The sequence below is a fragment of the Rhizobacter sp. P2_D12 genome, assembly GCF_056404395.1.
Window position 1 is genome coordinate 44,743 of record NZ_JBFUEB010000061.1, and the last position, 20,192, is coordinate 64,934.

General features: G+C 70.6%; 19 protein-coding genes. 13 read left to right on the forward strand and 6 right to left on the reverse strand.

Going from position 1 to position 20,192, the window contains the following annotated elements; genetic code table 11:
• The first annotated feature begins 61 nt into the window (after positions 1-61).
• Genes AC1DYN_RS19980 through rfaE2 form a run of 3 tightly spaced genes read left to right on the forward strand, consistent with a single transcriptional unit; the run spans position 62 to position 1,622 of the window.
• Entirely contained in the window at positions 62-670 is a 609-nt protein-coding gene (locus AC1DYN_RS19980) for a TetR/AcrR family transcriptional regulator (RefSeq protein WP_477962744.1), read from the forward strand.
• Positions 667-1,134 carry a nuclear transport factor 2 family protein gene (locus AC1DYN_RS19985; protein ID WP_477962746.1) on the forward strand — a complete coding sequence of 156 codons (468 nt, stop codon included), beginning with the start codon at positions 667-669 and terminating at the stop codon, positions 1,132-1,134. Before AC1DYN_RS19980 ends, AC1DYN_RS19985 begins: the two co-directional genes overlap by 4 nt.
• 14 nt (positions 1,135-1,148) lie before the next feature.
• Complete coding sequence (gene rfaE2 / locus AC1DYN_RS19990; protein ID WP_477962748.1) at positions 1,149-1,622, forward strand: D-glycero-beta-D-manno-heptose 1-phosphate adenylyltransferase; 474 nt, start codon at positions 1,149-1,151, stop codon at positions 1,620-1,622.
• 8 nt (positions 1,623-1,630) lie between these two features.
• On the opposite strand, the gene AC1DYN_RS19995 is transcribed toward rfaE2, so the two are convergent.
• The 3 genes from AC1DYN_RS19995 to glnE are packed head-to-tail and all read right to left on the reverse strand — an operon-like array spanning position 1,631 to position 5,884.
• On the reverse strand, positions 1,631-2,521 hold the full coding sequence (locus AC1DYN_RS19995; RefSeq protein WP_477962750.1) for a DMT family transporter: 891 nt from the start codon (positions 2,519-2,521) through the stop codon (positions 1,631-1,633).
• Positions 2,514-3,095, reverse strand: a complete 582-nt coding sequence (gene rrtA / locus AC1DYN_RS20000) for a rhombosortase (RefSeq protein WP_477962752.1) — start codon at positions 3,093-3,095, stop codon at positions 2,514-2,516. The genes AC1DYN_RS19995 and rrtA overlap by 8 nt, the downstream gene beginning before the upstream one ends.
• Positions 3,092-5,884, reverse strand: a complete 2,793-nt coding sequence (gene glnE, locus AC1DYN_RS20005; RefSeq protein ID WP_477962754.1) for a bifunctional [glutamate--ammonia ligase]-adenylyl-L-tyrosine phosphorylase/[glutamate--ammonia-ligase] adenylyltransferase — start codon at positions 5,882-5,884, stop codon at positions 3,092-3,094. The genes rrtA and glnE overlap by 4 nt, the downstream gene beginning before the upstream one ends.
• A gap of 149 nt (positions 5,885-6,033) precedes the next feature.
• On the opposite strand from glnE, the gene AC1DYN_RS20010 reads away from it, so the two are divergent.
• Positions 6,034-6,849 (forward strand): carbon-nitrogen hydrolase family protein, encoded by an 816-nt coding sequence (locus AC1DYN_RS20010; RefSeq protein WP_477962756.1) that lies wholly within the window; start codon positions 6,034-6,036, stop codon positions 6,847-6,849.
• A gap of 152 nt (positions 6,850-7,001) precedes the next feature.
• On the opposite strand, the gene AC1DYN_RS20015 is transcribed toward AC1DYN_RS20010, so the two are convergent.
• Entirely contained in the window at positions 7,002-7,925 is a 924-nt protein-coding gene (locus AC1DYN_RS20015) for a carbohydrate kinase family protein (protein ID WP_477962758.1), read from the reverse strand.
• Between the two features lie 177 nt (positions 7,926-8,102).
• Here AC1DYN_RS20015 and AC1DYN_RS20020 point away from each other — a divergent pair, with 177 nt between their 5' ends.
• From AC1DYN_RS20020 to AC1DYN_RS20035, 4 genes are read left to right on the forward strand one after another with little or no spacing between them, the layout of a single operon-like run.
• Positions 8,103-9,110: a sugar ABC transporter substrate-binding protein gene (locus AC1DYN_RS20020; protein ID WP_477962760.1), complete on the forward strand. Its 1,008-nt coding sequence runs from the start codon at positions 8,103-8,105 to the stop codon at positions 9,108-9,110.
• A gap of 10 nt (positions 9,111-9,120) precedes the next feature.
• Entirely contained in the window at positions 9,121-10,083 is a 963-nt protein-coding gene (locus AC1DYN_RS20025) for an ABC transporter permease (RefSeq protein ID WP_477962762.1), read from the forward strand.
• On the forward strand, positions 10,083-10,880 hold the full coding sequence (locus tag AC1DYN_RS20030; RefSeq protein WP_477962764.1) for an ATP-binding cassette domain-containing protein: 798 nt from the start codon (positions 10,083-10,085) through the stop codon (positions 10,878-10,880). The genes AC1DYN_RS20025 and AC1DYN_RS20030 overlap by 1 nt, the downstream gene beginning before the upstream one ends.
• Before the next feature lie 4 nt (positions 10,881-10,884).
• Positions 10,885-12,087 (forward strand): ROK family transcriptional regulator, encoded by a 1,203-nt coding sequence (locus tag AC1DYN_RS20035; protein WP_477962766.1) that lies wholly within the window; start codon positions 10,885-10,887, stop codon positions 12,085-12,087.
• Between the two features lie 67 nt (positions 12,088-12,154).
• Here AC1DYN_RS20035 and AC1DYN_RS20040 read toward each other — a convergent pair whose 3' ends face one another.
• The gene (locus AC1DYN_RS20040; RefSeq protein ID WP_477962768.1) at positions 12,155-13,372 is read right to left on the reverse strand and encodes an FAD-dependent monooxygenase; all 1,218 of its coding nucleotides are present in this window, start codon (positions 13,370-13,372) and stop codon (positions 12,155-12,157) included.
• Between the two features lie 175 nt (positions 13,373-13,547).
• Between AC1DYN_RS20040 and AC1DYN_RS20045 the strand changes: the two genes are divergently transcribed.
• Positions 13,548-14,429, forward strand: a complete 882-nt coding sequence (locus AC1DYN_RS20045; protein ID WP_477962770.1) for an EpsD family peptidyl-prolyl cis-trans isomerase — start codon at positions 13,548-13,550, stop codon at positions 14,427-14,429.
• On the opposite strand, the gene AC1DYN_RS20050 is transcribed toward AC1DYN_RS20045, so the two are convergent.
• Complete coding sequence (locus AC1DYN_RS20050; protein WP_477962772.1) at positions 14,430-15,515, reverse strand: acyltransferase family protein; 1,086 nt, start codon at positions 15,513-15,515, stop codon at positions 14,430-14,432. It abuts the gene before it with no gap.
• 103 nt (positions 15,516-15,618) lie between these two features.
• Between AC1DYN_RS20050 and AC1DYN_RS20055 the strand changes: the two genes are divergently transcribed.
• From AC1DYN_RS20055 to AC1DYN_RS20070, 4 genes are read left to right on the forward strand one after another with little or no spacing between them, the layout of a single operon-like run.
• Positions 15,619-16,650, forward strand: coding sequence for an SPFH domain-containing protein (locus AC1DYN_RS20055; protein ID WP_477962774.1), 1,032 nt, complete (start codon positions 15,619-15,621; stop codon positions 16,648-16,650).
• A gap of 16 nt (positions 16,651-16,666) precedes the next feature.
• Complete coding sequence (locus tag AC1DYN_RS20060) at positions 16,667-18,250, forward strand: DUF4178 domain-containing protein (protein WP_477962776.1); 1,584 nt, start codon at positions 16,667-16,669, stop codon at positions 18,248-18,250.
• A 46-nt stretch (positions 18,251-18,296) separates the two neighbouring features.
• Positions 18,297-18,521, forward strand: a complete 225-nt coding sequence (locus tag AC1DYN_RS20065; RefSeq protein ID WP_477962778.1) for a DUF350 domain-containing protein — start codon at positions 18,297-18,299, stop codon at positions 18,519-18,521.
• A gap of 21 nt (positions 18,522-18,542) precedes the next feature.
• A complete protein-coding gene (locus tag AC1DYN_RS20070) occupies positions 18,543-20,123 on the forward strand; it encodes a polyamine aminopropyltransferase (protein ID WP_477962779.1) in 1,581 nt (526 codons plus the stop codon).
• The last annotated feature ends 69 nt before the right edge of the window (positions 20,124-20,192 follow it).

Consider the following 20,192-nt stretch of genomic DNA (forward strand, 5'->3'; position numbering starts at 1 on the left):
GGGCCGTTTTTCATCCGTGCTACGATAAAAGAAACCGTTCGGTCTCTTTTTTGGAGCCAGCATGGGCAGCAAGGGTGAGCGCACGCGTGCCGAGGTGATCCGCCGCAGTGCCGAGTTGATGAACCACCGGGGCTTCCTGGCCGCGCCGATGGCGGCGGTGGTGGAGGCGACCGGGCTGCAGAAGGGCGGGCTGTACCGCCACTTCGAGAGTCGCGAGGCACTGGCGCACGAGGCCTTCGACTTCGCCGTGTCGCAGGTGCGCGACCGGCTGCTGGCCGCGGTCGCCACGGCCGACGGCGCGAGCCAGCGGCTGCTCGCGATGCTCGACGCCTATGCCGACGACGACAACGCCGCACCGCTGCCGGGCGGCTGCCCGATCATGAACACCGCGATCGAGGCCGACCATGCCGACCCGGCGCTGCGCGCGCGAGCCCAGGCCGCGATGTCGGCCTGGCAGGGGCTGGTGCGCGGCATCGTCGACGACGGCATCGCGCGCGGCGAGCTGCGCGCCGGCACCGACGCGGGGCAGTTCGCCAGCGTCTTCATCGCTTGCATCGAGGGCGGCGTGATGCTGTCGCAGCTGCACGGCGACCCGCGCCACCTGAACGCCGCACGGGCCCACCTGCGCCGGCAGGTGCACGCCCTCACCCTGGACGGAGGACCGCCATGATCTATCGCCGCATCGTCGAACACCAGCTGCGCAGCGCCTTCGAGGCACTGAACCGCGGCGACCACGGCCCCGTGCTCGGCGCTTTCGGCACGCCGGTCGAGCACGTCTTCTTCGGCCGCCATGCACTGGCCGGCAGCCGCCACGCGATGGCCAGCATCGTGCCGTGGTACCAGCGGCTGAAGGCGCTGTTCCCCGACCTGCAGTTCGAGATCCGCGCGGTCGCGGTGCGCGGCATGCCGTGGAACACGACGGCGCTGGTCGAGTGGCGCGACCGCTTCACGATGCCCGACGGCACCCGGCGCGGCAACCAGGGCGTGCATGCGATCGGGTTGAGGTGGGGCAAGGTGGTGTCGCTGCGCATCTACTGCGACACGCAGGTGCTGGCCGAGGCGCTGCACGACATGCAGGCGCAGGGCCGCACGGCGGCCGGGCTTGCGCCGATCGAGGATGCGGCGCCGGCCTGAAGGACAATGCCGCGATGGCTTCCTTCCTCGACAAACTGTGTCCGCGCGAGCAGCTCGCCGCGCGCCTGGCAGCGCTGCCGCGCCCGGTGGTATTCACCAACGGCGTGTTCGACATCCTGCACCGCGGCCACGTCAGCTACCTCGAGAAGGCGCGCGCGCTCGGCGGCAGCCTGGTGATCGGGCTGAACAGCGATGCGTCGGCGCGGATGCTGGGCAAGGGGCCGGACCGGCCGCTGAACGCCGAACTCGACCGCGCCTGCGTGCTGGCGGCGCTCGAGAGCGTGAGCCTGGTGACGCTGTTCGACGAGAAGACGCCGGTCGCGTTGCTCGGCGAGGTGCGGGCCGACCTGTACGTGAAGGGCGGCGACTACGACATGGAGACGCTGGAAGAGACACGCCTCGTGCGCAGCTGGGGCGGGCAGGCGCTGGCGATTCCGTTCGTCGATGGGTATTCAACGACGTCGCTGGTCAAGCGGATCAGGGCTTGAATCCGGGGTCAGCGGTTCACCACGGCAATGCCGATCGCCACGCCAGCCAGCGCAACGACCAGCCGCGCCGTGACCGGCTCCCCCAGGAGCAACAACCCGAGCAGCAACCCGAACACCGGCGTCAACAGCGTGAACGCCGCCAGCCGCGTCGCCGGGTAGTGCCGCACCAGCCAGAACCACATCAGGTAGCTGRCCGACGTGACCACCACCACCTGGAACGCGAGCGAGCTCCAGGCCAGCACCGACAGCGCCTGAGGCAGCGGCTTGCCGCTGGCCAGCGCGGCCAGTGCCAGCAGCACGCCCGACACGCCCAGCTGGTACAGCAGCGTCTTCTCGGCCGATGCGCTCGCGAGCTTCGTGCCGCGGATCGCCAGCGTCGTCGCGCCCCACAGCACGCCGGCGGTCACGCCCAGCGCATCGCCGATCCACTGGTTCGCCCCGAGGGCAGGTTGCGAGAAGCCTTCGGCAAACGCCCACGCCACCCCGGCGAACGCGGCCACCAGACCCCCCATCTGCACGCCCGACAGGCGCTCCGAATGCGCGATGAACGGCATGCCCAGCGCGACGACGAAGGGCGACAGGTAGATGAACACCACCATGCGCGACGCGCTGGTGAACTGCAGCCCGAGGAAGATGCAGACGAATTCGGCGGCGAAGAGGCTGCCGGCCAGCAACCCGCCGGCCAGCGTGCCGTCGCGCTCGAACAGGCGGATGCCGCGCAGCCGGGCCCAGGCCAGCACCAGCAGCCCGCCGCCGATCGAGCGCAACGCCGCCTGCTGCAGCGGCGGCACCTCCGGCAGCGCCGCCTTCGCGGCCACCTGGTTCAGGCCCCACAGCAGGCACAGCCCGACCAGCGAGCCGACGGCAAAGGAATCGARCTGGCTCTTGCGTTCAGTCATGGGGGCGGGAAGGAGAGAAACGTTGCCAGGCCTCGGCCACCAGCGCGCACAGCACGCCGGCCAGCAGCCCGCAGGCGTGGGCGACGGGTGCGACACCGATGTCCCAGCCGTCGACGTGCTGCACCGGCCCCTGCCAGGGCGATTCGCTGACGACCTTGAAGGCGAGCCCGGCCAGGATGGCGGCACCGATCAGGCGCTGCGGCCGGCGCGTCAACAGGTGCACCGCGACCACCGCGACCGCCGCATGCAGCACCCCCGACAAGCCGCCGTAGTGGCGCAGCGCCGGCTGGACCAGCAGCGCCAGGTGCGTCAGCGGCCAGGCGGCGAACCACGCGGCGGTGACATGCGGCGGCACGCGCGCCGACGCTCCCAGCGCGCCGACCAGCAGCAGCCCGAGCAGGTTGGCCCCCAGGTGCAGCAGGCTGTAGTGCACGAACAGCGCGGTCCACCAGCGCCACGGCTGGCGCAGCGCGAGCCCGGGCTGCCAGTCGAGCGCCGTGGCCGGCAGCGCCTGGGCCGCGAGCGTCGCAACGAAGATCAGGCCGGCCAGCGCGATCCAGCTGCGCCCGCTCACGCCGGCACCGGGAAGACCGCGCGCCACAGCGCCAGCACCGCGTCGCGCTGCGCCCGCAGCGGCGCCGGGTCGACCTGCGTCGGCTGCTCGTCCAGCCGCGCCTTGTGCTGCGCGCGGCGCAGTTCGCGGTAGGCGTCCGCAGCGGCCGCGCCGACGCCGGCCGGCAGCAGCCCGCAGGCCTCGGCGCGCTGCAGCAGCGCGATGTTGCCGACGTTGTCCAGCAGCCCGGGATGCGCCGCGCCGTGCGCCAGCACCAGTGTCTGCACCGCGAACTCGGCGTCCATCATGCCGCCCTCGCTGTGCTTGACGTCGAACAGCCCGTCGCGCACCGGATGGGCCGTGCGCACCTTGTCGCGCATCGCCTGTACCTCGGCACGCAGCGCCGGCAGGTCGCGCGCGGCGCACAGCACCGCGCGCCGCACCGCCTCGAAGCGCGGTGCCAGCGCCGCATCGCCGGCGCAGAAGCGGGCGCGCGTCACGGCCTGGTGTTCCCAGGTCCACGCGGTGTTGCTGCCGCGGCCGCTCTGGTAGTTCTCGAACGAGGCCAGCGAGGTGACCAGCAGCCCCGAGCTGCCGTTCGGCCGCAGCGCGGTATCGATGTCGAACAGCTCGCCGGCCGCGGTGCGCAGCGTGAGCCAGGTGATCAGCTTGCGCACGAAGGCGGCGTACACCTCGGCCGCGCGGTCGGTGTCGGCCTCGTCGCTGTCGTCGTACAGGAAGACCACGTCCAGGTCGCTGCCGTAGCCGAGCTCCTTGCCGCCCAGCTTGCCGTAGGCGATCACCGCGAAGCGCGGCGCCGCGCGATGCCGCTGCTTCAGGTGGCCCCAGGCCCAGTTCAGTGCGCACTGCAGCGTCGCATCGGCCAGCGCCGACAGGTCGTCGGCCACCTGCTCGACCGTGATGTGGCCCTCGACGTCGCGCACCAGCGTGCGGAACACCTCGGCATGGTGGGCGCGGCGCAGCGTGTCGAGCAGCGACTCCTCGTCGGCCTGGCCGGAGCGTTCCCAGGCCTCGTGGCGCGCATCCAGGTCGGCGATGAACTCGGCGGCATCGAAGCGGCCGTGCAGCAGGCGCTCGTCGGCCAGCTCATCGATCACGCCCGGGTGCTGCATCAGGTAGCGCATCGGCCAGCGCGCCAGGCCCAGCAGCCGCAGCAGCCGGTTGTGCACCTCGGGGCGCTCGACCAGCAGGGCCAGGTAGCTCTCGCGGCGCAGCAGCGGCTCGACCCAGTCGACGAAGCGCGCGGCGGCGTCCATCGTGCAGCGGCGGTCGCCCACCGCCTCGGCGGTGCGCGTGATCAGGCGCGCCAGCCGCACCTTGCTGTCGTCGCGCAGCGCCTTGATCTTCGGCTGGCCGCACCAGGCGCGCACGCGCACGGCCAGCTCGGGCGGCAGGCGCTCGATGAATTCGTCGCTGTCGACCGGCTGCGGCGGCGGGCCGCAGGTCTTGCAGCTGCCGGGCTTCTTGCCGGGCGGGCAGGCGGCCGGCGCCTGGCCCTCGTGCAGCAGCGCGTCGAACTCCAGCGCCACCATCTCGCGCGCCGCGCCCAGCAGGTCGAGCAGCTCGCACGAGACCTTGCCGCAGTGCAGGCCCATGCTGCGCGCGATCCAGTTCAGGTCCTCGTCGGCGGTCGGCAGCAGGTGGGTCTGCTGGTCGTCGAGGAACTGGATGCGGTGCTCGATGCGGCGCAGGAAGGTGTAGGCCTCGGCCAGCCGCTCGGCGCTGGCCGGCTTCATCAGCCCGCCGGCGGTCAGCTTGGCCAGCGCCTTCAGCGTCGATCGGGTGCGGATCTCGGGGAACTGCCCGCCGCGCACCACCAGCAGCAGCTGCACGATGAACTCGATCTCGCGGATGCCGCCGCGCGACAGCTTGACGTCGTTGGCGCGCTCGGGCCGGCCGGCGGCGCGGCGCTGCGCCTCGTCGCGCACCTTGCGGTGCAGCTGGCGCAGGCCTTCGAACACGCCGTAGTCGAGGTAGCGCCGGTAGACGAAGCTGGTCACGGTGGAGCGCAGCGCGAGCGCACGGCCGTTGCGCACGCTCTCGCGCGGCGCGACGACGCGGCTCTTGAGCCAGGCGAAGCGTTCCCACTCGCGGCCCTGCACCAGGAAATACTCCTCCAGCATCGCGAGGCTGACCACCGGCGGCCCGGAATTGCCGTTCGGCCGCAGCGCCAGGTCGACGCGGAACACGAAGCCGTCGTCGGTGGTGTCGCCGATCAGCGCGTACAGGCCGCGTGCCAGCTGCGAGAAGTATTCGTGGGCGGTGACCTGCTGCGGTCCGGTGGTCTCGCCGTCTTCCTCGTAGACRTAGACCAGGTCGATGTCGGACGACACGTTCAGCTCGCGTGCGCCCAGCTTGCCCATGCCGACGACCCAGAAGTCGATGCGCCGGCCCTCGGCGTTCAGCGGCGCGCCGTAGCGGGCGTCCTGTTCCTGCTGCGCGTGCGCGATCGCGCGGTCGAGCGTGGTCTCGGCCAGCTCGGTCATCGCGCGCGTCACGTCCTCCATCGCAGCGCCCTGCTCGATGTCGAGCACCGCCAGCCGCTCCAGCACCAGGTGGCGCGCGACGCGCAGCGCGCTGGCGAGCGTGCGGTCCGTGGCCAGCAGGGCGTCGATCAACGCCTCGATCGGCGCGCGGGTCGGCAGGCCGGCGGGCAGCAGCGACAGCTCGGCGCCAAAGCGGCGGCGAATCCGCTGCACGAAGCGGCTGTGCGCGGCCAGTGCCGGGCCGGGCGTCGGCGGCGCGGCGGTGGGTGCCGGCGCGCCGAGGGTGGGAGACTCTGGACCCATGAGGCGTGTGTCTGCCCATGTCAAGGAGGGCGGGCGGATTTTGCCCCAGGCGCTATTCCTGTGACGGGCGTAGGTCAGGCCGGCGACGTAAGCTTGGGCGATCCGGCCTTTTCCGTGTGAGGAAGGCCACACTCTTCAGGGAAGACCCCATGCTGATCGCCGCGCTGCAAACGGTCTCGACCCCGCGGGTCGAGGAGAACCTGGACCATGCCCGCCGGCTGATCGAGCGGGCGGCGGCGGCCGGCGCGCGGCTGGTCGGGCTGCCGGAATACTTCTGCCTGATGGGCCACAGCGACCGCGACAAGCTGGCGCTGGCCGAAACCCCGGGCGACGGGCCGATCCAGGCCATGCTGTCCGAGGCGGCGCGCACGCACGGGCTGTGGGTCATCGGCGGCACGTTGCCGCTGCGCACCGGCGACCCGGACCGGGTGCTGAACGCGAGCTGCGTGTTCGCACCCGACGGCCGGCTGGCCGCACGCTACGACAAGATGCACCTGTTCCGCTACGACAACGGGCGCGAGGACTTCGACGAGCGGCGCGTGCTGCAGGCGGGCAGCGAGCCGGTCGCCTTCGAGGCCGAGGGCCTGCGCGTGGGCCTGAGCATCTGCTATGACCTGCGCTTCCCGGAGTTGTACCGCGCGATGATGTCGCCGCCCTGCGACCTGCTGGCGGTGCCGGCGGCGTTCACCTACACCACCGGCCGGGCGCACTGGGAGCTGCTGCTGCGGGCCCGGGCGGTCGAGAACCAGTGCTACGTGATCGCGCCGGCGCAGGGCGGGGTGCACGAGAACGGGAGGCGCACCTTCGGGCACAGCCTCATCGCCGACCCGTGGGGCGAGGTGCTGGCGATGCAGGAAGAGGGCGAGGGCGTCGTGATGGCGACCTTGGATCCGGCGCGCATCGCGCAGGTGCGGATGCAGCTGCCGGCGTTGACGCATCGGCAGCCGCGTTGGATTTCAGCCTGACGATCCCGGATTGGCATCCGGGCTACGGCCTGGTTGAACGCGCGGGCCGAGCGCCGGGCCGCATCCACCCAAGGGGATCGACCGATGTACCCACAGGGCGAGGGGTTGTCATGTAGCCCGGAAGAAGCGAAGCGGATTCCGGGATCAACCTTCTAGAGTTCGTTGCGCCGAGGCATGTCCGCGCCGCGCCGCGAGCAGGTGATTGCCGCTGCCTTGGCCGCGAAATCGAGCGCGTTGCCCAACTGAGCTGCATCCAGCGCCGCGAGCACGGCGCCCGACAGTGCATCCCGCTCCGCCAGCCACGTCAACAGCGCCGCCTGGAACGTGTCCCCGGCCCCCACGGTGTCGATGACGGTCACCGCCACCGGCTTCGCCTCGGCCCGCGCTCCCGCCGTCCAGCCAATCGCACCTTTCGCGCCGCGCGTCACCACCACCAGCCGCACGCCCGTGGCCAGCCACTGCTTCGCCAGCGCCTCAGGGTCGACCCCCGGGTACAGCAGCGACAAGTCCTCGTCGCTGACCTTCAGCAGGTGCGTGCGCGGCAGCATCCACTGCAGCTGGTCGCGCCAGCGCGCCACGTCGGGCTCGACGTTGAGCCGGATGTTCGGGTCGTACGAGATCAGGCAGCGCCCATGCTCGCGCTCGACCAGCGTGCGCAGCGTGCCCGCCACCGGCTCGACCACGGTGTTGAACGAGCCGACGTGGATCACCTTCGCATCGGCCGGCACGCGCGCCAGCGCCTCGACCGGCACCTCGCGGTCGGCCGCCTGGTGGCCGTAGAACGCGTACGACGGCACGCCGGCCGCATCCAGCCCCACCAGCCCCAGCGTCGTCGGCGCGCTGCTGATGTGCAGCGCCCGCGTGTCGACGTTCTCGGCCCGCATCGCCGCGACCAGCCGCTCCCCGAGGAAGCCGCTGGACACCCCGCCGAAGAAGCACGCCGGCTGCGCCAGCCGCGCCAGCCCGACCGCGACGTTGAACGGCGAGCCGCCGATGCGGGCATCCATGCCGACCCCGGTCGGCGTCGCGCCGGTCGAGAACACGTCCATCAAGGCCTCGCCACACACCACGAACATCGATCGCTCCAGCACCAGGGAAAGGAATGGGAAAAGGGCCGCCAGCATGCCGCCGCCGGGGCTGGCAGGCTACAGGGTTTTCCATTAATCAATCAACTTGATTTATTAAACTGGCCTGTCCATACTTTGCTGCGCGTTCCGATACGCCAACTGCATCACATCTACCGGAGACAAGACATGCGCCTGAAGACCCTGCTGCCCCTGTCGTCGTTCGCTGCCGCCGCGCTGTTCGCGGCCGGGGCCCATGCCGCCGACCAGCCCATCATCGGCCTGATCACGAAGACCGAGACCAACCCCTTCTTCGTGAAGATGAAGGAGGGTGCGAACGAGGCCGCCAAGGCCAAGGGTGCGAAGCTGCTGACGGGTGCCGGCAAGGCCGACGGTGACAACGCCGGCCAGGTGACGGCGATGGAGAACATGATCGCCGCCGGTGCCAAGACCATCCTGATCACGCCCAGCGACTCGAAGGCCATCGTGCCGGCGATCAAGAAGGCGCGCGACAAGGGCGTGCTGGTGATCGCGCTCGACAGCCCGACCGACCCGACCGAGGGCACCGACGCGCTGTTCGCGACCGACAACTACCAGGCCGGCGTGCTGATCGGCCAGTATGCGAAGGCGGCGCTGGCAGGCAAGCCGGCGAAGATCATCACGCTCGACCTGTTCCCCGGCCACCCGGTGGGGGCGCAGCGCCACAACGGCTTCATGAAGGGCTTCGGCCTGGCCGCCCCGGAGGCCAAGAGCAACGAGCTCGGCAAGGCGCCCGAGGTGGTCTGCATGGCCGACAGCTTCGGCGACCAGGCCAAGGCCCAGACCGCGATGGAGAACTGCCTGCAGAAGAGCCCCGAGGTGAACCTGGTCTACACGATCAACGAGCCGGCCGCGGCCGGTGCGTACAAGGCGCTGAAGACGGCCGGCAAGGAGAAGGGCGTCGTGATCGTCTCGGTCGACGGCGGCTGCCAGGGCATCAAGGACGTCGGCGCCGGCATCATCGCCGCCACCTCGCAGCAGTACCCGCTGAAGATGGCCGCGATGGGCGTGGACGCCGGCGTCGAGTACGCCAAGACCGGCAAGAAGCCGAGCGGCTACACCGACACCGGCGTCACGCTGATCGCGGCCAAGCCGCAGGGCGGGGTCGAGAGCAAGGACGTGAAGACCGGCACCGACCTGTGCTGGGGCAAGAAGTAAGGCCGCCGGCATGGGCACCTGGAAAGACAAGCTGCCGCCGCTGGGCACGCTCGGGCCGTTTATCGCGCTGCTGCTCGCCTGCGGCTTCTTCGCGACGCAGAACGAGCGCTTCCTGACCGGCGGCAACCTGTCGCTGGTGCTGCAGCAGGTGATGGTGGTCGGGGTGATCGCGATCGGCCAGACGCTGATCATCCTGACCGCCGGCATCGACCTGTCCTGCGGCATGGTGATGGCGCTGGGCGGCATCGTGATGACCAAGTTCGCGACCGAGCTCGGCATGCCGCCGGCCCTGGCGGTGCTGTGCGGCATCGGCGTCACGACGCTGTTCGGGCTCGTCAACGGCCTGCTGGTCACGCAGATCAAGCTGCCGCCGTTCATCGTGACGCTGGGCACGCTGAACATCGCGTTCGCGATCACGCAGCTGTACTCGAACTCGCAGACCGTCACCGACGTGCCCGACAGCATGACGGCACTGGGCAACACCTTCCCGCTCGGCGGCACCACCACGGTGGCCTACGGCGTGGTGCTGATGCTGGCGCTGTACGGCCTGGCCTGGTTCGCGCTGCGCGAGACGGCCTCGGGCCGGCACGTCTATGCCGTGGGCAACAGCCCGGAGGCGACGCGCCTGACCGGCATCCCGACGCAGCGCGTGCTGCTCGCGGTCTACGTGCTGGCCGGCGTGTTCTACGGCATCGCGTCGCTGCTGTCGGTGGCGCGCACCGGGGTCGGCGACCCGAACGCCGGGCAGACCGAGAACCTGGACGCGATCACCGCGGTGGTGCTGGGCGGCACCAGCCTGTTCGGCGGGCGCGGCGTGATCCTCGGCTCGCTGGTCGGCGCGCTGATCGTCGGCGTGTTCCGCAACGGGCTCACGCTGATGGGCGTGTCGTCGATCTACCAGGTGCTGGTGACCGGGGTGCTGGTGATCCTGGCGGTGGCCACCGACCAACTCTCGCGCAAGGGGGCACGCTGATGGCGACGACAACGGGCACGCCGATCGTGATGGAGGCCAAGGGCCTGGTGAAGCGCTACGGCCAGGTGGTCGCGCTGGACGGCGCCGATTTCGAGCTGCGCGCCGGCGAGATCCTGGCGGTGATCGGCGACAACGGCGCCGGCAAGTCCTCGCTGATCAAGGCATTGTCGGGCGCGACCATCCCCGACGAAGGCGAGATCCGCCTCGACGGCGAGGTGATCCACTTCAAGAGCCCGATCGATGCGCGGCGTGCCGGCATCGAGACGGTCTACCAGGACCTGGCGGTGGCGCCGGCGATGAGCATCGCCGAGAACCTGTTCCTCGGCCGCGAGCTGCGCCGGCCGGGCTTCCTGGGCACGGTGCTGCGCATGCTCGACAAGAAGAAGATGCTGGAAGAAAGCGTCGCGCGCATGAACGAGCTGAAGGTCGGCATCCGCTCGATGACGCAGGCGGTGGAGACGCTGTCGGGCGGCCAGCGCCAGTGCGTTGCGGTGGGGCGCGCGGCGGCGTTCGCACGCCACGTGGTCATCATGGACGAGCCGACCGCCGCGCTCGGCGTCAAGGAAGGCAACATGGTGCTCGAGCTGATCCGCCGCGTGCGCGACAAGGGCCTGCCGGTGATCCTGATCAGCCACAACATGCCGCACGTGTTCGAGATCGCCGACCGCATCCACATCGCGCGGCTCGGCAAGCGTGCGGCCGTCGTCAACCCGAAGAAGATCAGCATGAGCGACACGGTGGCGGTGATGACGGGGGCCAGGCGCGTCGACGAATTGCCGCCGGAGTGCCTCGCCTGACGTCATGGCCGATCACCTGAGACCGCGCGGCTCCAACCATGTGGGCATGCGCCAGTTCAACGAGCGCGTGGTGCTGCAGGCGATCCGCCTGCACGGCGCGCTGCCCAAGGCCGAGATCGCGCGCGTCACGCACCTGACGGCGCAGACCGTGCAGCTGATCATCGCCCGGCTCGAGGGCGACGGCCTGGTGGTCAAGCAGGCGCCGGTGCGTGGCAAGGTGGGCCAGCCCTCGGTGCCGATGGCGCTGAACCCGGACGGCGCGTTCTCGATCGGCATCAAGATCGGCCGGCGCGGCATGGACATGCTGCTGGTCGACTTCGGCGGCCAGGTGCGCGAGCGGCTGGTGCGCAGCTATGCCTTCCCGGACCCGGCGACGCTGTTCGGCGAGATCGAGGCCGGCCTGCGGCAGCTGCGCGAGGCGCTCGGCAGCGAGCGCTCGCGCGTGCTGCACGGCGTGGGCGTGGCGGCACCGCTGTCGCTGGGCGGCTGGGAGTCGCTGCTCGGCGTGGCGCCCGAGATCGCGCAGGCCTGGGCGCGCATCGACATCCGCGCGCGCGTGGCCGAGCTGACCGAGCTGCCGGTGGTGTTCGTGAAGGACACCGCCGCCGCCTGCGTCGCCGAACTGGTGTCCGGGCGCGGGCGCAGCATGCGCAGCTACCTGTACGTCTTCGTCGACACCTTCATCGGCGGCGGGCTGGTGCTGGACAGCCACCTGCGCGGCGGCGTCAGCGGCAACGCGGGGGCGGTGGGCTCGCTGGCGCTGGGGGCTGCGGGAGGCGTGCAGGGCCTGCCGCGGCAGCTGCTGAGCGTGGCCTCGCTGGTGGAGCTGGAATCGCGCTACCGTGCCGCCGGGCTGGCCGAGCAGGCCTGGCTGGACGATCGCGCATTGAGCGCCGCATGGCTGCCGCACACCGAGGCGTGGCTGCGCGATGCCTGCCCCGGCATCGCGCTGGCGGTGCACAACGCCGCCTGCCTGCTGGACCTGGAGGGCGTGATCATCGACGGCTCGTTCAGCCGCGGGCTGCTGGCGGCGCTGCTGCGCGAGCTGACCGAGGGGCTGGATTGCTACAGCTGGGAAGGCGTCTCGCGGCCGGAGGTGCTGCCGGGCACGATCGGCTCGGATGCGCGGGCGCTGGGTGGGGCGCTGTTGCCTCTCTATGCGAACTTTGCGCCGGACCGGGACCTGTTCCTGAAGCTGGAGCCTTGATCCCCGGATTGGCATCCGGGCTACGAGCCTGTAGCCCGGATGGAGCGAAGCGGGAATCCGGGATTTCTCAGCGCGAGCCGAACATCATCTGCCGCGCCAGCGCCGACTTGACCGGCTTCAAGGCCTGCAACGCCGCCATCCCCAGCCCGCGCGCCGCGCCCGCGCCCGGCAGCTTCCACGTGAAGCTGCGCGCCAGGAAATCGGTGGCCGCGATCATCGCCCAACGGTCCGGCCCGCGCTGCCACTCCAGGCGCCGCAGCACCTGCGCGACGTCCGGGTTGCGCGACAAGGCCTGCACCAGCTCGAACGCATCGCGCAGCCCCAGGTTCAGCCCCTGGCCCGCCACCGGGTGCAGCGTCTGCGCCGCATTGCCGATGCGCACCGTGCGCCCCTCGGTCAGCGTGCGCTCGGCGCTCAGGCCGAGCGAGAAGCGCTTCAGCGGCGACACCGCCACCAGCTCGCCAACCTCGGGATGGAACAGCGTGTTCAGCACGGCCAGCCGCTGCCGGTCGTCCAGCGGCTCGACCGGGTCGTCGTCGCTGGCGACGCACCACACCAGCGAGGCTTGCCCGTTCTTCAGCGGCAGCAGCGCCGCCGGGCCGTGGCGCGTGAAGCGCTCGTAGGCCACGCCGGGCCGGGCGCGGCCCAGCGTCACCGTGCCGACCCAGGCATTCTGGTGGTAGTCGTGCTGCAGCGGCGCGCGCAGCCCGCCGACGCGTTCGCGTGGCAGCCGGCTGAAGACGCCCCCCTCGGCCACCACCGCCAGGTCGAAGCGCTCGGCGATGCCGGCATCGATCTCGACCCCGTCCGCCAGCGGCTTGAGCCCCTGCACCGCCTGCCCGAAGCGGCAGTGCAGGCGCTGCGGCTCGCGCTCGCACGCGGCCTGCCACGCGCGCTGCAGCGGCGCGACGATGCCGCCATAGGCGAGCACCGCGCCCAGCATCGGCACCGCTTCTTCCAGCGCGCTGATGCGCACCTGCGGCTCGCCGACCCAGGCCGCGAGCGCCGCGCCCAGCGACGGCGGCTGCTGCGACACGTGCACTTCGGTGATCGGCTGCGCCGCGTCGGCCTGCCAGGCCCCGAGCCGCTGCAGCAGCTGCACGCTGCCGAGCGACAGCGCCAGCGTGCGCGGGTCGCCGGACACGTCCTGGTCCAGCGGGCGGGCGTCGAACACGCTGACCTGCGCGGCGGGCAATGCCTGCGCCGCCAGCAGCCCCAGGGCCAGGCCCACCGGGCCGGCGCCCACCACGGCGAGGTTCAGGGCTGCGTTGCGCTCAGGGTTCATGGCCACCTCTCGTGTCTCGAAAACGCGGCATTGTCGCGCTGCCGCACAAGGCCATTTTCGTGACATACCGCACTTGCGGCGCCGGACGGGGCCCGTCCCCCCCGACTCAGGGCATGGTCGGCCACCCGGTACGGGGCTACGGTGGCAAGAGATGTACTCCCGGCGTATCCCCTCGATGTCCTCCGTTGCCGTCCCCGTGCGCCTCGCGCTGTTGTCCGCCACCGTCGCCGCCGCGTGCCTGTCCGCCGGCTGCAGCCCGCAGGCCGGTGCGTCCACCGAGCAGGCCGCGTTCGTGATCAACGGCGAACCGGTCAGCGAGCACCAGCTGGAACTGGCGCTGCCGCGCGTCGCGGTCGGCGAGAGCGCTGCGCAGACGCGGGCCGCGAGCCGCCAGGCCGTCGACGAGCTGGTGCAGGAATCGCTGGCCGCCCAGGCCGCGCGCAAGGCCGGGCTGGACCGCGACCCGCGCATCGTGCAGATGATCGAAGCCGCCCGCCGCGAGGTGCTGGCGCGCGCCTACGAAGACCGGCTCGCCGGTGCCGCCGTCGAACCGTCCAGCGACGAGATCGACCAGTTCTACGAAGCCCATCCGGCCTGGTTCGCGCAGCGCCGGCTGATGTGGCTGCAGGAAGTGACGCTGCCGCTGCCGGCGGCGCGCATCGAGCCGCTGAAGGCCCGGCTGCAGCAGGCGCCCACGCCCGACAAGACCATGGAGGCGCTGCGTGTCGAAGGCCTGCCGCTGAGCACGCGCCAGTACGCGCTGCAGCCGGAAGACACGCCCAAGCCGCTGCTGGACGCGCTGTCGGCATTGCGGGTCGGCCAGACGCTGGTGCTGTCGCAGGAAAGCGGCGTGCGCGTGCTGACGGTGCTGCAGACCCAGCCGGCGACGATCTCGCGCTCGGCGGCCGTCAAGCAGATCGCCGCGCAGATCCGCGGCGAGCGCCGCCGCGTGGCGGTCGAGCGCGGCCTGCAGAGCCTGCAGCAGCAGGCCAAGGTCGAGTACATCGGCCGCTCGGCGCAATGGAGCGCAGCGGCCTCGGCGCCGCTGGTGCGCTGATCAACTGCCCACCAGCGAGCGGCTCCACACCGGCACCAGCCGGCGCGAGCTGCTGGCCACCGCGCAGGGCAGCAGCACGGCCGCCGCGAACAGCGTGGCCAGTCCCACGCCGCTGACCTCGACCGTGCGCCAGTGCAGCAGCCAGCTGGCGACGAAGATCACGTACAGGTGCAGGAAGAAGACGGTGAAGCTGACGTCGGCCAGGTAGTCGAGCACCGTCAGCCGCAGGTGGCGCCAGCGCCACGCCAGCCCGCACAGCAGCGGCACCAGCAGCAGCTTCTGCACGAAGCTCCAGTCGATCGCGCCCTGGCCGTGGAACTCGAACGGCTGCGTGAAGGTGTACTTGCCATGGTGCGCCGACAGCAGCAGGTGCGCGACGAACAGCGCGCCGAAGGCGGCCGCGAACCAGTGCAGGTGGCGCTCCAACACCGCCAGCGTCTGCGGGCGGTACTGCCGGCACCCCATGCCCAGCAGGTAGGCCGGCACGAAGTACAGCGCGAGCGCCAGGTTGTGGTTGTGGGCGTAGCTCGGCCGGTGCATCAGGATCGACAGCGGCACCAGCAGGCACAGCAGCGCATAGCGCAGCGGCCGGCGCGACACCCACAGCAGCAGCGGCGACGCCAGGTAGTAGATCGCCACCACCGGGATGAACCACAGCGCGTAGTTGACGTGCGCGCCCGGGTACAGATAGAGGTAGCCGATGCGCGCCGGCAGCGACAGGTCGTGCAGCGCCGGCGCGGCGAAGGCCAGGCTGTCGTGGCGCAGCTCCAGCGCGATCGCCGGCAGCGACGCCAGCGCGAACGGCAGGATCACGTTGCGCAGCTTGGTCAGCAGGTAGCGCGGGTACGAGAACGAGCCGCTGCCGTGCAGGAACAGGTAGCCGGAGATGAACACGAACAGCAGCGTGGAGTTGTCCAGCAGGTCGCCGAGCGCGTTCTGCAGCTGCGGGTGGTCGGTCCAGTGGAAGAAGTAGAGGCAGTGCGTCGCGACGATCAGCAGGATCGCCACGCCGCGCAACCGGTGGATGTCGCCCAGGAAGCGGGTCGGCTCGGCGGGGGCTTGCGGGACTTGCACGGGCTCGGTCATGCGCGGCGACTCACCGGAAAGGGGGAGGTGGAGCACGAGGCGGGCGGCGTATTATTCGCCCGCACTCCGCTTCCGGAGTGTCATTGTCTAGGAGCTTTGCGCCATGGGCCTGATGGATTTCATCAAGAAGCAGTTCATTGACATCCTCGAATGGACGGAGCAGGGCGATGGCGTGCTGGCCTGGCGCTACCCGATGGCCGACAACGAGATCCAGTACGGCGGCTCGCTGACGGTGCGCGAATCGCAGATGGCGGTGTTCGTCAACGAGGGCAAGGTGGCCGACGTGTTCGGCCCCGGCACCTACAAGCTGACGACGCAGACGCTGCCGGTGCTGACCTACCTGAAGAACTGGGACAAGCTGTTCCAGAGCCCGTTCAAGAGCGACGTCTACTTCTTCAGCACGCGCCAGCAGATCGACCAGCGCTGGGGCACGACCCAGCCGGTGACGATCCGCGACAAGGACTTCGGTGCGGTGCGCCTGCGCGGCTTCGGCAACTACAGCTACCGCATCGCCGACCCGAAGCTGTTCCACACCGAGATCTCGGGCACGCGCGCCAGCTACACCGCCGCCGAACTCGACGGACAGCTGCGGGCGCTGATGCTGCAGCACATCTCCGATGCGGTGGCCGGCAGCGGCATCGCCTTCCTCGACCTCGCGGCCAACCAGGTCGAGTTCGCGAAGGCGCTGCAGGAGGCCACGCAGCCGGCGTTCAACAAGCTCGGGCTGCTGCTCGAGAGCGTGACGCTGCAGAACATCTCGCTGCCCGAGGAGCTGCAGAAGATCCTCGACCAGAAGATCGGCATGGGCATGGTCGGCAACGACATGGGCAAGTTCATGCAGTACCAGACGGCGCAGGCGCTGCCCAAGTTCGCCGAAGGCGGCGGCGGGGGCAGCGGCATTGCCGGCGACGCGATGGGCCTGGGTGCCGGCGTCGCGCTGGGCCAGGTGCTGGCGCAGCAGCTCGGCCAGGGCCTGCAGCAGCCGGCCGCCGCCGCGCCGGCCGCGCCCGCGGCGATCCGCCCGGACGACGTGATGGCCACGCTCGAGAAGCTGGGCGACCTGAAGGCCAAGGGCATCCTGACCCAGGAAGAGTTCGACGCCAAGAAGGCCGAGCTGCTGAAGAAGCTCGTGTAGCGGCGACGCCTGCTTCTTGGCGACCGAACCCAGCCCCCAGCGCGCCTACCGCGCGGCCTGCCCGAACTGCGGCGCCGAGGTCGAGTTCCGCTCGGCCGCGTCGGCGTTCGCGGTCTGCAGCTTCTGCCGCAGCACCGTCGTGCGCGACGGCGACACGCTGCGCAAGATCGGCCAGAGCGCCGAGCTGTTCGACGACCACTCGCCGCTGCAGCTCGGGGCCGGCGGCCGCTTCCAGGGCGCCGGCTTCACGCTGGTCGGGCGGCTGCAATACCGCTACGCCGAGGGCACCTGGAACGAGTGGCATGCGCTGTTCGACAACGGCCGCAGCGGCTGGCTGTCGGAGGACAACGGCCGCTACGTGCTGGCCATCGACCTGCCGCTGCAGGAAGCGCCGCCCGCCCCCACCAGCCTGAGGCCGGGGCAGCAGCAGCTCATCAACGGCCAGCCGTGGTCGGTGGCGTCGGTCTCGGCCGCCAAGCTGATCGCGGCGCAGGGCGAGCTGCCGGGCAAGCCCCCAAGTCCAAACTTCGCTGAGCGCGGCTTCGTCATCGTCGACCTGCGCAGCACGCGCGACGAGGTCGGCACCCTGGACTACAGCGACGCCGCGGCACCGAAATGGTCGGTCGGCCGCTCGGTCGCGATCAGCGAGCTGGCGATGACGGGCCTGGCGGCGCAGGCCGAAAAGACGCTGAAGGCGCGCACGGTCGAATGCCCGAACTGCGGCGCCTCGCTCGAGGTGAAGCTGTCGACCACGCAGTCCATCGTGTGCCACCAGTGCCATGCGGTGGTCGACGTGTCGCAGGGCGTCGGTGGCGACCTGGCGCACTACGTGCAGGACAACGGCAGCGAACCGCAGCTGCCTCTCGGCAGCGTCGGAACGCTGGCCTTGCTGGGCAAGGGACCGCTGCCGTGGCAACTGGTCGGCTATGTCGAGCGCTGCGAGGTTCCCGACAGCGCCGACGACGAGCAGACCTTCTGGCGCGAGTACCTGCTGTACCACCGCACCGAGGGCTTCGCCTTCCTGGTCGACGCCGAGGACGGCTGGAGCTGGACGGCGCCGATCACCGGCGTGCCGCAGCTGCGCGGCGACAATGCGGTGTACCAGGGCGCGAGCTACCGCAAGCTCTACACCTACACCGGCAAGGTCACCTATGTGCTGGGCGAGTTCTACTGGCAGCTGGCGCGCGAGCAGCGCACGCTGAACACCGACTACCAGGCCGGCAGCAAGCGCCTGAACCGCGAACAGACCGGCGACGAGATCGTCTGGTCGGCCGGCGACGCGATGAGCGCCGACGACGTGATGAAGGCCTTCCGCCTCGATGCCGGGAAGCGTGCCGGGTTGCAGCGCGACGCGCTGCCGTCGTCGGGTTCGGGCGGATTGCTGGCCAAGATCTTCCTCGCGATGTTCGTGATCGTGGTGCTGCTGCTGCTGTTCCGCTGCGGCAGCAGCTCGGCCAATTGCGACGGCCTGCGCACCACCTACGGCCCGAACTCGCAGGAGTACACCAGCTGCCTGAACAGCAACCGCAGCGGCAGCGGCGGCTTCCGCACCGGCGGCGGCTCGTTCGGCGGGTTTTCCAGCGGCGGGGGGCACAAGTGATGCCCGGCACGCGCTTTCGTTCAACGTCCACCGACAGGAGGCTCTCATGATGGGAATCGAATGGATGAAGCCCGGCATCTTTGTCGGCTCCATCCTGTTTGCGCTGATCGGCGTGCTGATCTTCTGGATCAGCTTCGTCATCGTCGACAAGATCACGCCCTACGACCTGTGGGCCGAGATCGTCGAGAAGAAGAACGTCGCGCTGGCCATCGTGGTCGGCGCGATGTGCATCGCGATCGGCATGATCGTTTCCGCCGCGATCCACGGCTAGAGGTTGACCACCCCTCGTCCGATGGACACATCGTCCGATCCCCCGGGGGGATCCGGGCCGCCAACAGGCGCCCCACCAGGCATCCGCCCGGCCGAGGTGGCGCTGCTCGCGTCCGTCTTCGTCGTCGCGGCCTGCGGCCTGGTCTACGAGCTCGCGGCCGGCACGCTGGCGAGCTACCTGCTGGGCGATTCGATCCTGCAGTTCTCGACCGTCATCGGCGCCTACCTGTTCGCGATGGGCATCGGCTCGTACCTGTCGCGCTTCTTCGAGCGGCAGATGGTGGCGCACTTCCTGCGCATCGAGCTGCTGGTCGGGCTGGTCGGCGGCCTGATGCCGGTGGCGCTGTTCGCGCTGCAGACGCTGGCCGCGCCCTCGTTCCGCTTCGCGCTGTATGCGCTGGTGCTGCTGGTGGGCACGCTGGTGGGGCTGGAGATCCCGCTGGTGATGCGCATCCTGAAGCGCCATTTCCGCGAGCGCTATGCGCTGAAGGACCTGGTCTCGCAGGTGCTGACCTTCGACTACCTGGGCGCGCTGGTGGTGGCGGTGGCGTTTCCGCTGCTCTTCGTGCCGCAGCTCGGGCTGATCCGCACCGGCGCGTTCTTCGGGCTGCTGAACGCTGCCGTCGCGGTGTGGGCGCTGTGGCTGTTCAAGGGCGAGCTGCGGCGCTGGCCGGCGCACGCGGCGGCCTGTGCCGGCGTGATCGGCGCGCTGCTCGCGGCCTTTGCCGGCGCCAACCACGTCAGCAGCTGGGCCGAGGACCGCTTCTACGCCGACCGCATCGTCTACAGCGCGAGCAGCGCCTACCAGCGCATCGTGGTCACGTCGAGCAGCGTGGGCGTGCGGCTGTTCCTGAACGGCAACCTGCAGTTCCATTCGCGCGACGAGTACCGCTACCACGAGGCCCTGGTTCACCCGGCGATGGCGGCGCACGGCGCGCCGCGCCAGGTGCTGGTGCTGGGCGGCGGCGACGGCATGGCGGTGCGCGAGATCCTGAAGTACCCGGGCGTCGAGCAGGTCACGCTGGTCGAACTGGACCCGCACATGACGACGCTGTTCGCCGAGCGGCCGATGCTGCGCGCGCTGAACGCCGATTCGCTGCATTCGCCGAAGCTGCGCATCGTCAATGCCGACGCCTTCGCGTGGCTGGAGCAGAACCCCGGGGCCTTCGACGTGGTCGTGATCGACTTCCCCGACCCCACCAATTTCTCGATCGGCAAGCTCTACACCAGCGGCTTCTACCGGCTGGTCGAGCAGCACCTGAACGCGAGCGGCTATGCGGTGGTGCAGACCACGTCGCCGCTGATCGCGCGCAAGAGCTTCTGGACGGTGGCCACGACGCTCGAGGCCGCCGGGCTGCAGGTGACGCCGTACCACGCGCACGTGCCGAGCTTCGGCGAATGGGGCTTCCTGCTCGCGAGCCGGCGGCCCTACCGCCTGCCGGCGCAGCTGCCGCCCGGCTTGCGCTTCATCAGCCTCGCGGGCCTGCCGGCGCTGTTCGATTTCCCGCCCGACATGGCGCGCGTGCCGGCCGAGGTGAACCGGCTGTCGAACCAGGTGCTGGTGCAGACCTTCGAGGACGAATGGGGCAAGGTGCATCAATGACGCGGCCGCGCGATGCCGACCGGCGGCGCTGGCTGGTGGCCGCGGCCGCGCTGCCGCTGGCCGGGCTGG

What these genes read in the sequence shown, in the direction of transcription:
- AC1DYN_RS20025 (WP_477962762.1), top strand. Translation starts at nt 9,121, where the DNA reads ATGGGCACCTGGAAAGACAAGCTGCCGCCGCTGGGCACGCTCGGGCCG.
- AC1DYN_RS20040 (WP_477962768.1), bottom strand. Translation starts at nt 13,372, where the DNA reads ATGAACCCTGAGCGCAACGCAGCCCTGAACCTCGCCGTGGTGGGCGCC.
- AC1DYN_RS20045 (WP_477962770.1), top strand. Translation starts at nt 13,548, where the DNA reads ATGTCCTCCGTTGCCGTCCCCGTGCGCCTCGCGCTGTTGTCCGCCACC.
- AC1DYN_RS20065 (WP_477962778.1), top strand. Translation starts at nt 18,297, where the DNA reads ATGATGGGAATCGAATGGATGAAGCCCGGCATCTTTGTCGGCTCCATC.
- AC1DYN_RS20015 (WP_477962758.1), bottom strand. Translation starts at nt 7,925, where the DNA reads ATGTTCGTGGTGTGTGGCGAGGCCTTGATGGACGTGTTCTCGACCGGC.
- AC1DYN_RS20055 (WP_477962774.1), top strand. Translation starts at nt 15,619, where the DNA reads ATGGGCCTGATGGATTTCATCAAGAAGCAGTTCATTGACATCCTCGAA.
- AC1DYN_RS19985 (WP_477962746.1), top strand. Translation starts at nt 667, where the DNA reads ATGATCTATCGCCGCATCGTCGAACACCAGCTGCGCAGCGCCTTCGAG.
- AC1DYN_RS20020 (WP_477962760.1), top strand. Translation starts at nt 8,103, where the DNA reads ATGCGCCTGAAGACCCTGCTGCCCCTGTCGTCGTTCGCTGCCGCCGCG.
- AC1DYN_RS20035 (WP_477962766.1), top strand. Translation starts at nt 10,885, where the DNA reads ATGGCCGATCACCTGAGACCGCGCGGCTCCAACCATGTGGGCATGCGC.
- AC1DYN_RS20010 (WP_477962756.1), top strand. Translation starts at nt 6,034, where the DNA reads ATGCTGATCGCCGCGCTGCAAACGGTCTCGACCCCGCGGGTCGAGGAG.
- AC1DYN_RS20030 (WP_477962764.1), top strand. Translation starts at nt 10,083, where the DNA reads ATGGCGACGACAACGGGCACGCCGATCGTGATGGAGGCCAAGGGCCTG.
- AC1DYN_RS20050 (WP_477962772.1), bottom strand. Translation starts at nt 15,515, where the DNA reads ATGACCGAGCCCGTGCAAGTCCCGCAAGCCCCCGCCGAGCCGACCCGC.
- AC1DYN_RS19980 (WP_477962744.1), top strand. Translation starts at nt 62, where the DNA reads ATGGGCAGCAAGGGTGAGCGCACGCGTGCCGAGGTGATCCGCCGCAGT.
- rfaE2 (WP_477962748.1), top strand. Translation starts at nt 1,149, where the DNA reads ATGGCTTCCTTCCTCGACAAACTGTGTCCGCGCGAGCAGCTCGCCGCG.
- AC1DYN_RS20070 (WP_477962779.1), top strand. Translation starts at nt 18,543, where the DNA reads ATGGACACATCGTCCGATCCCCCGGGGGGATCCGGGCCGCCAACAGGC.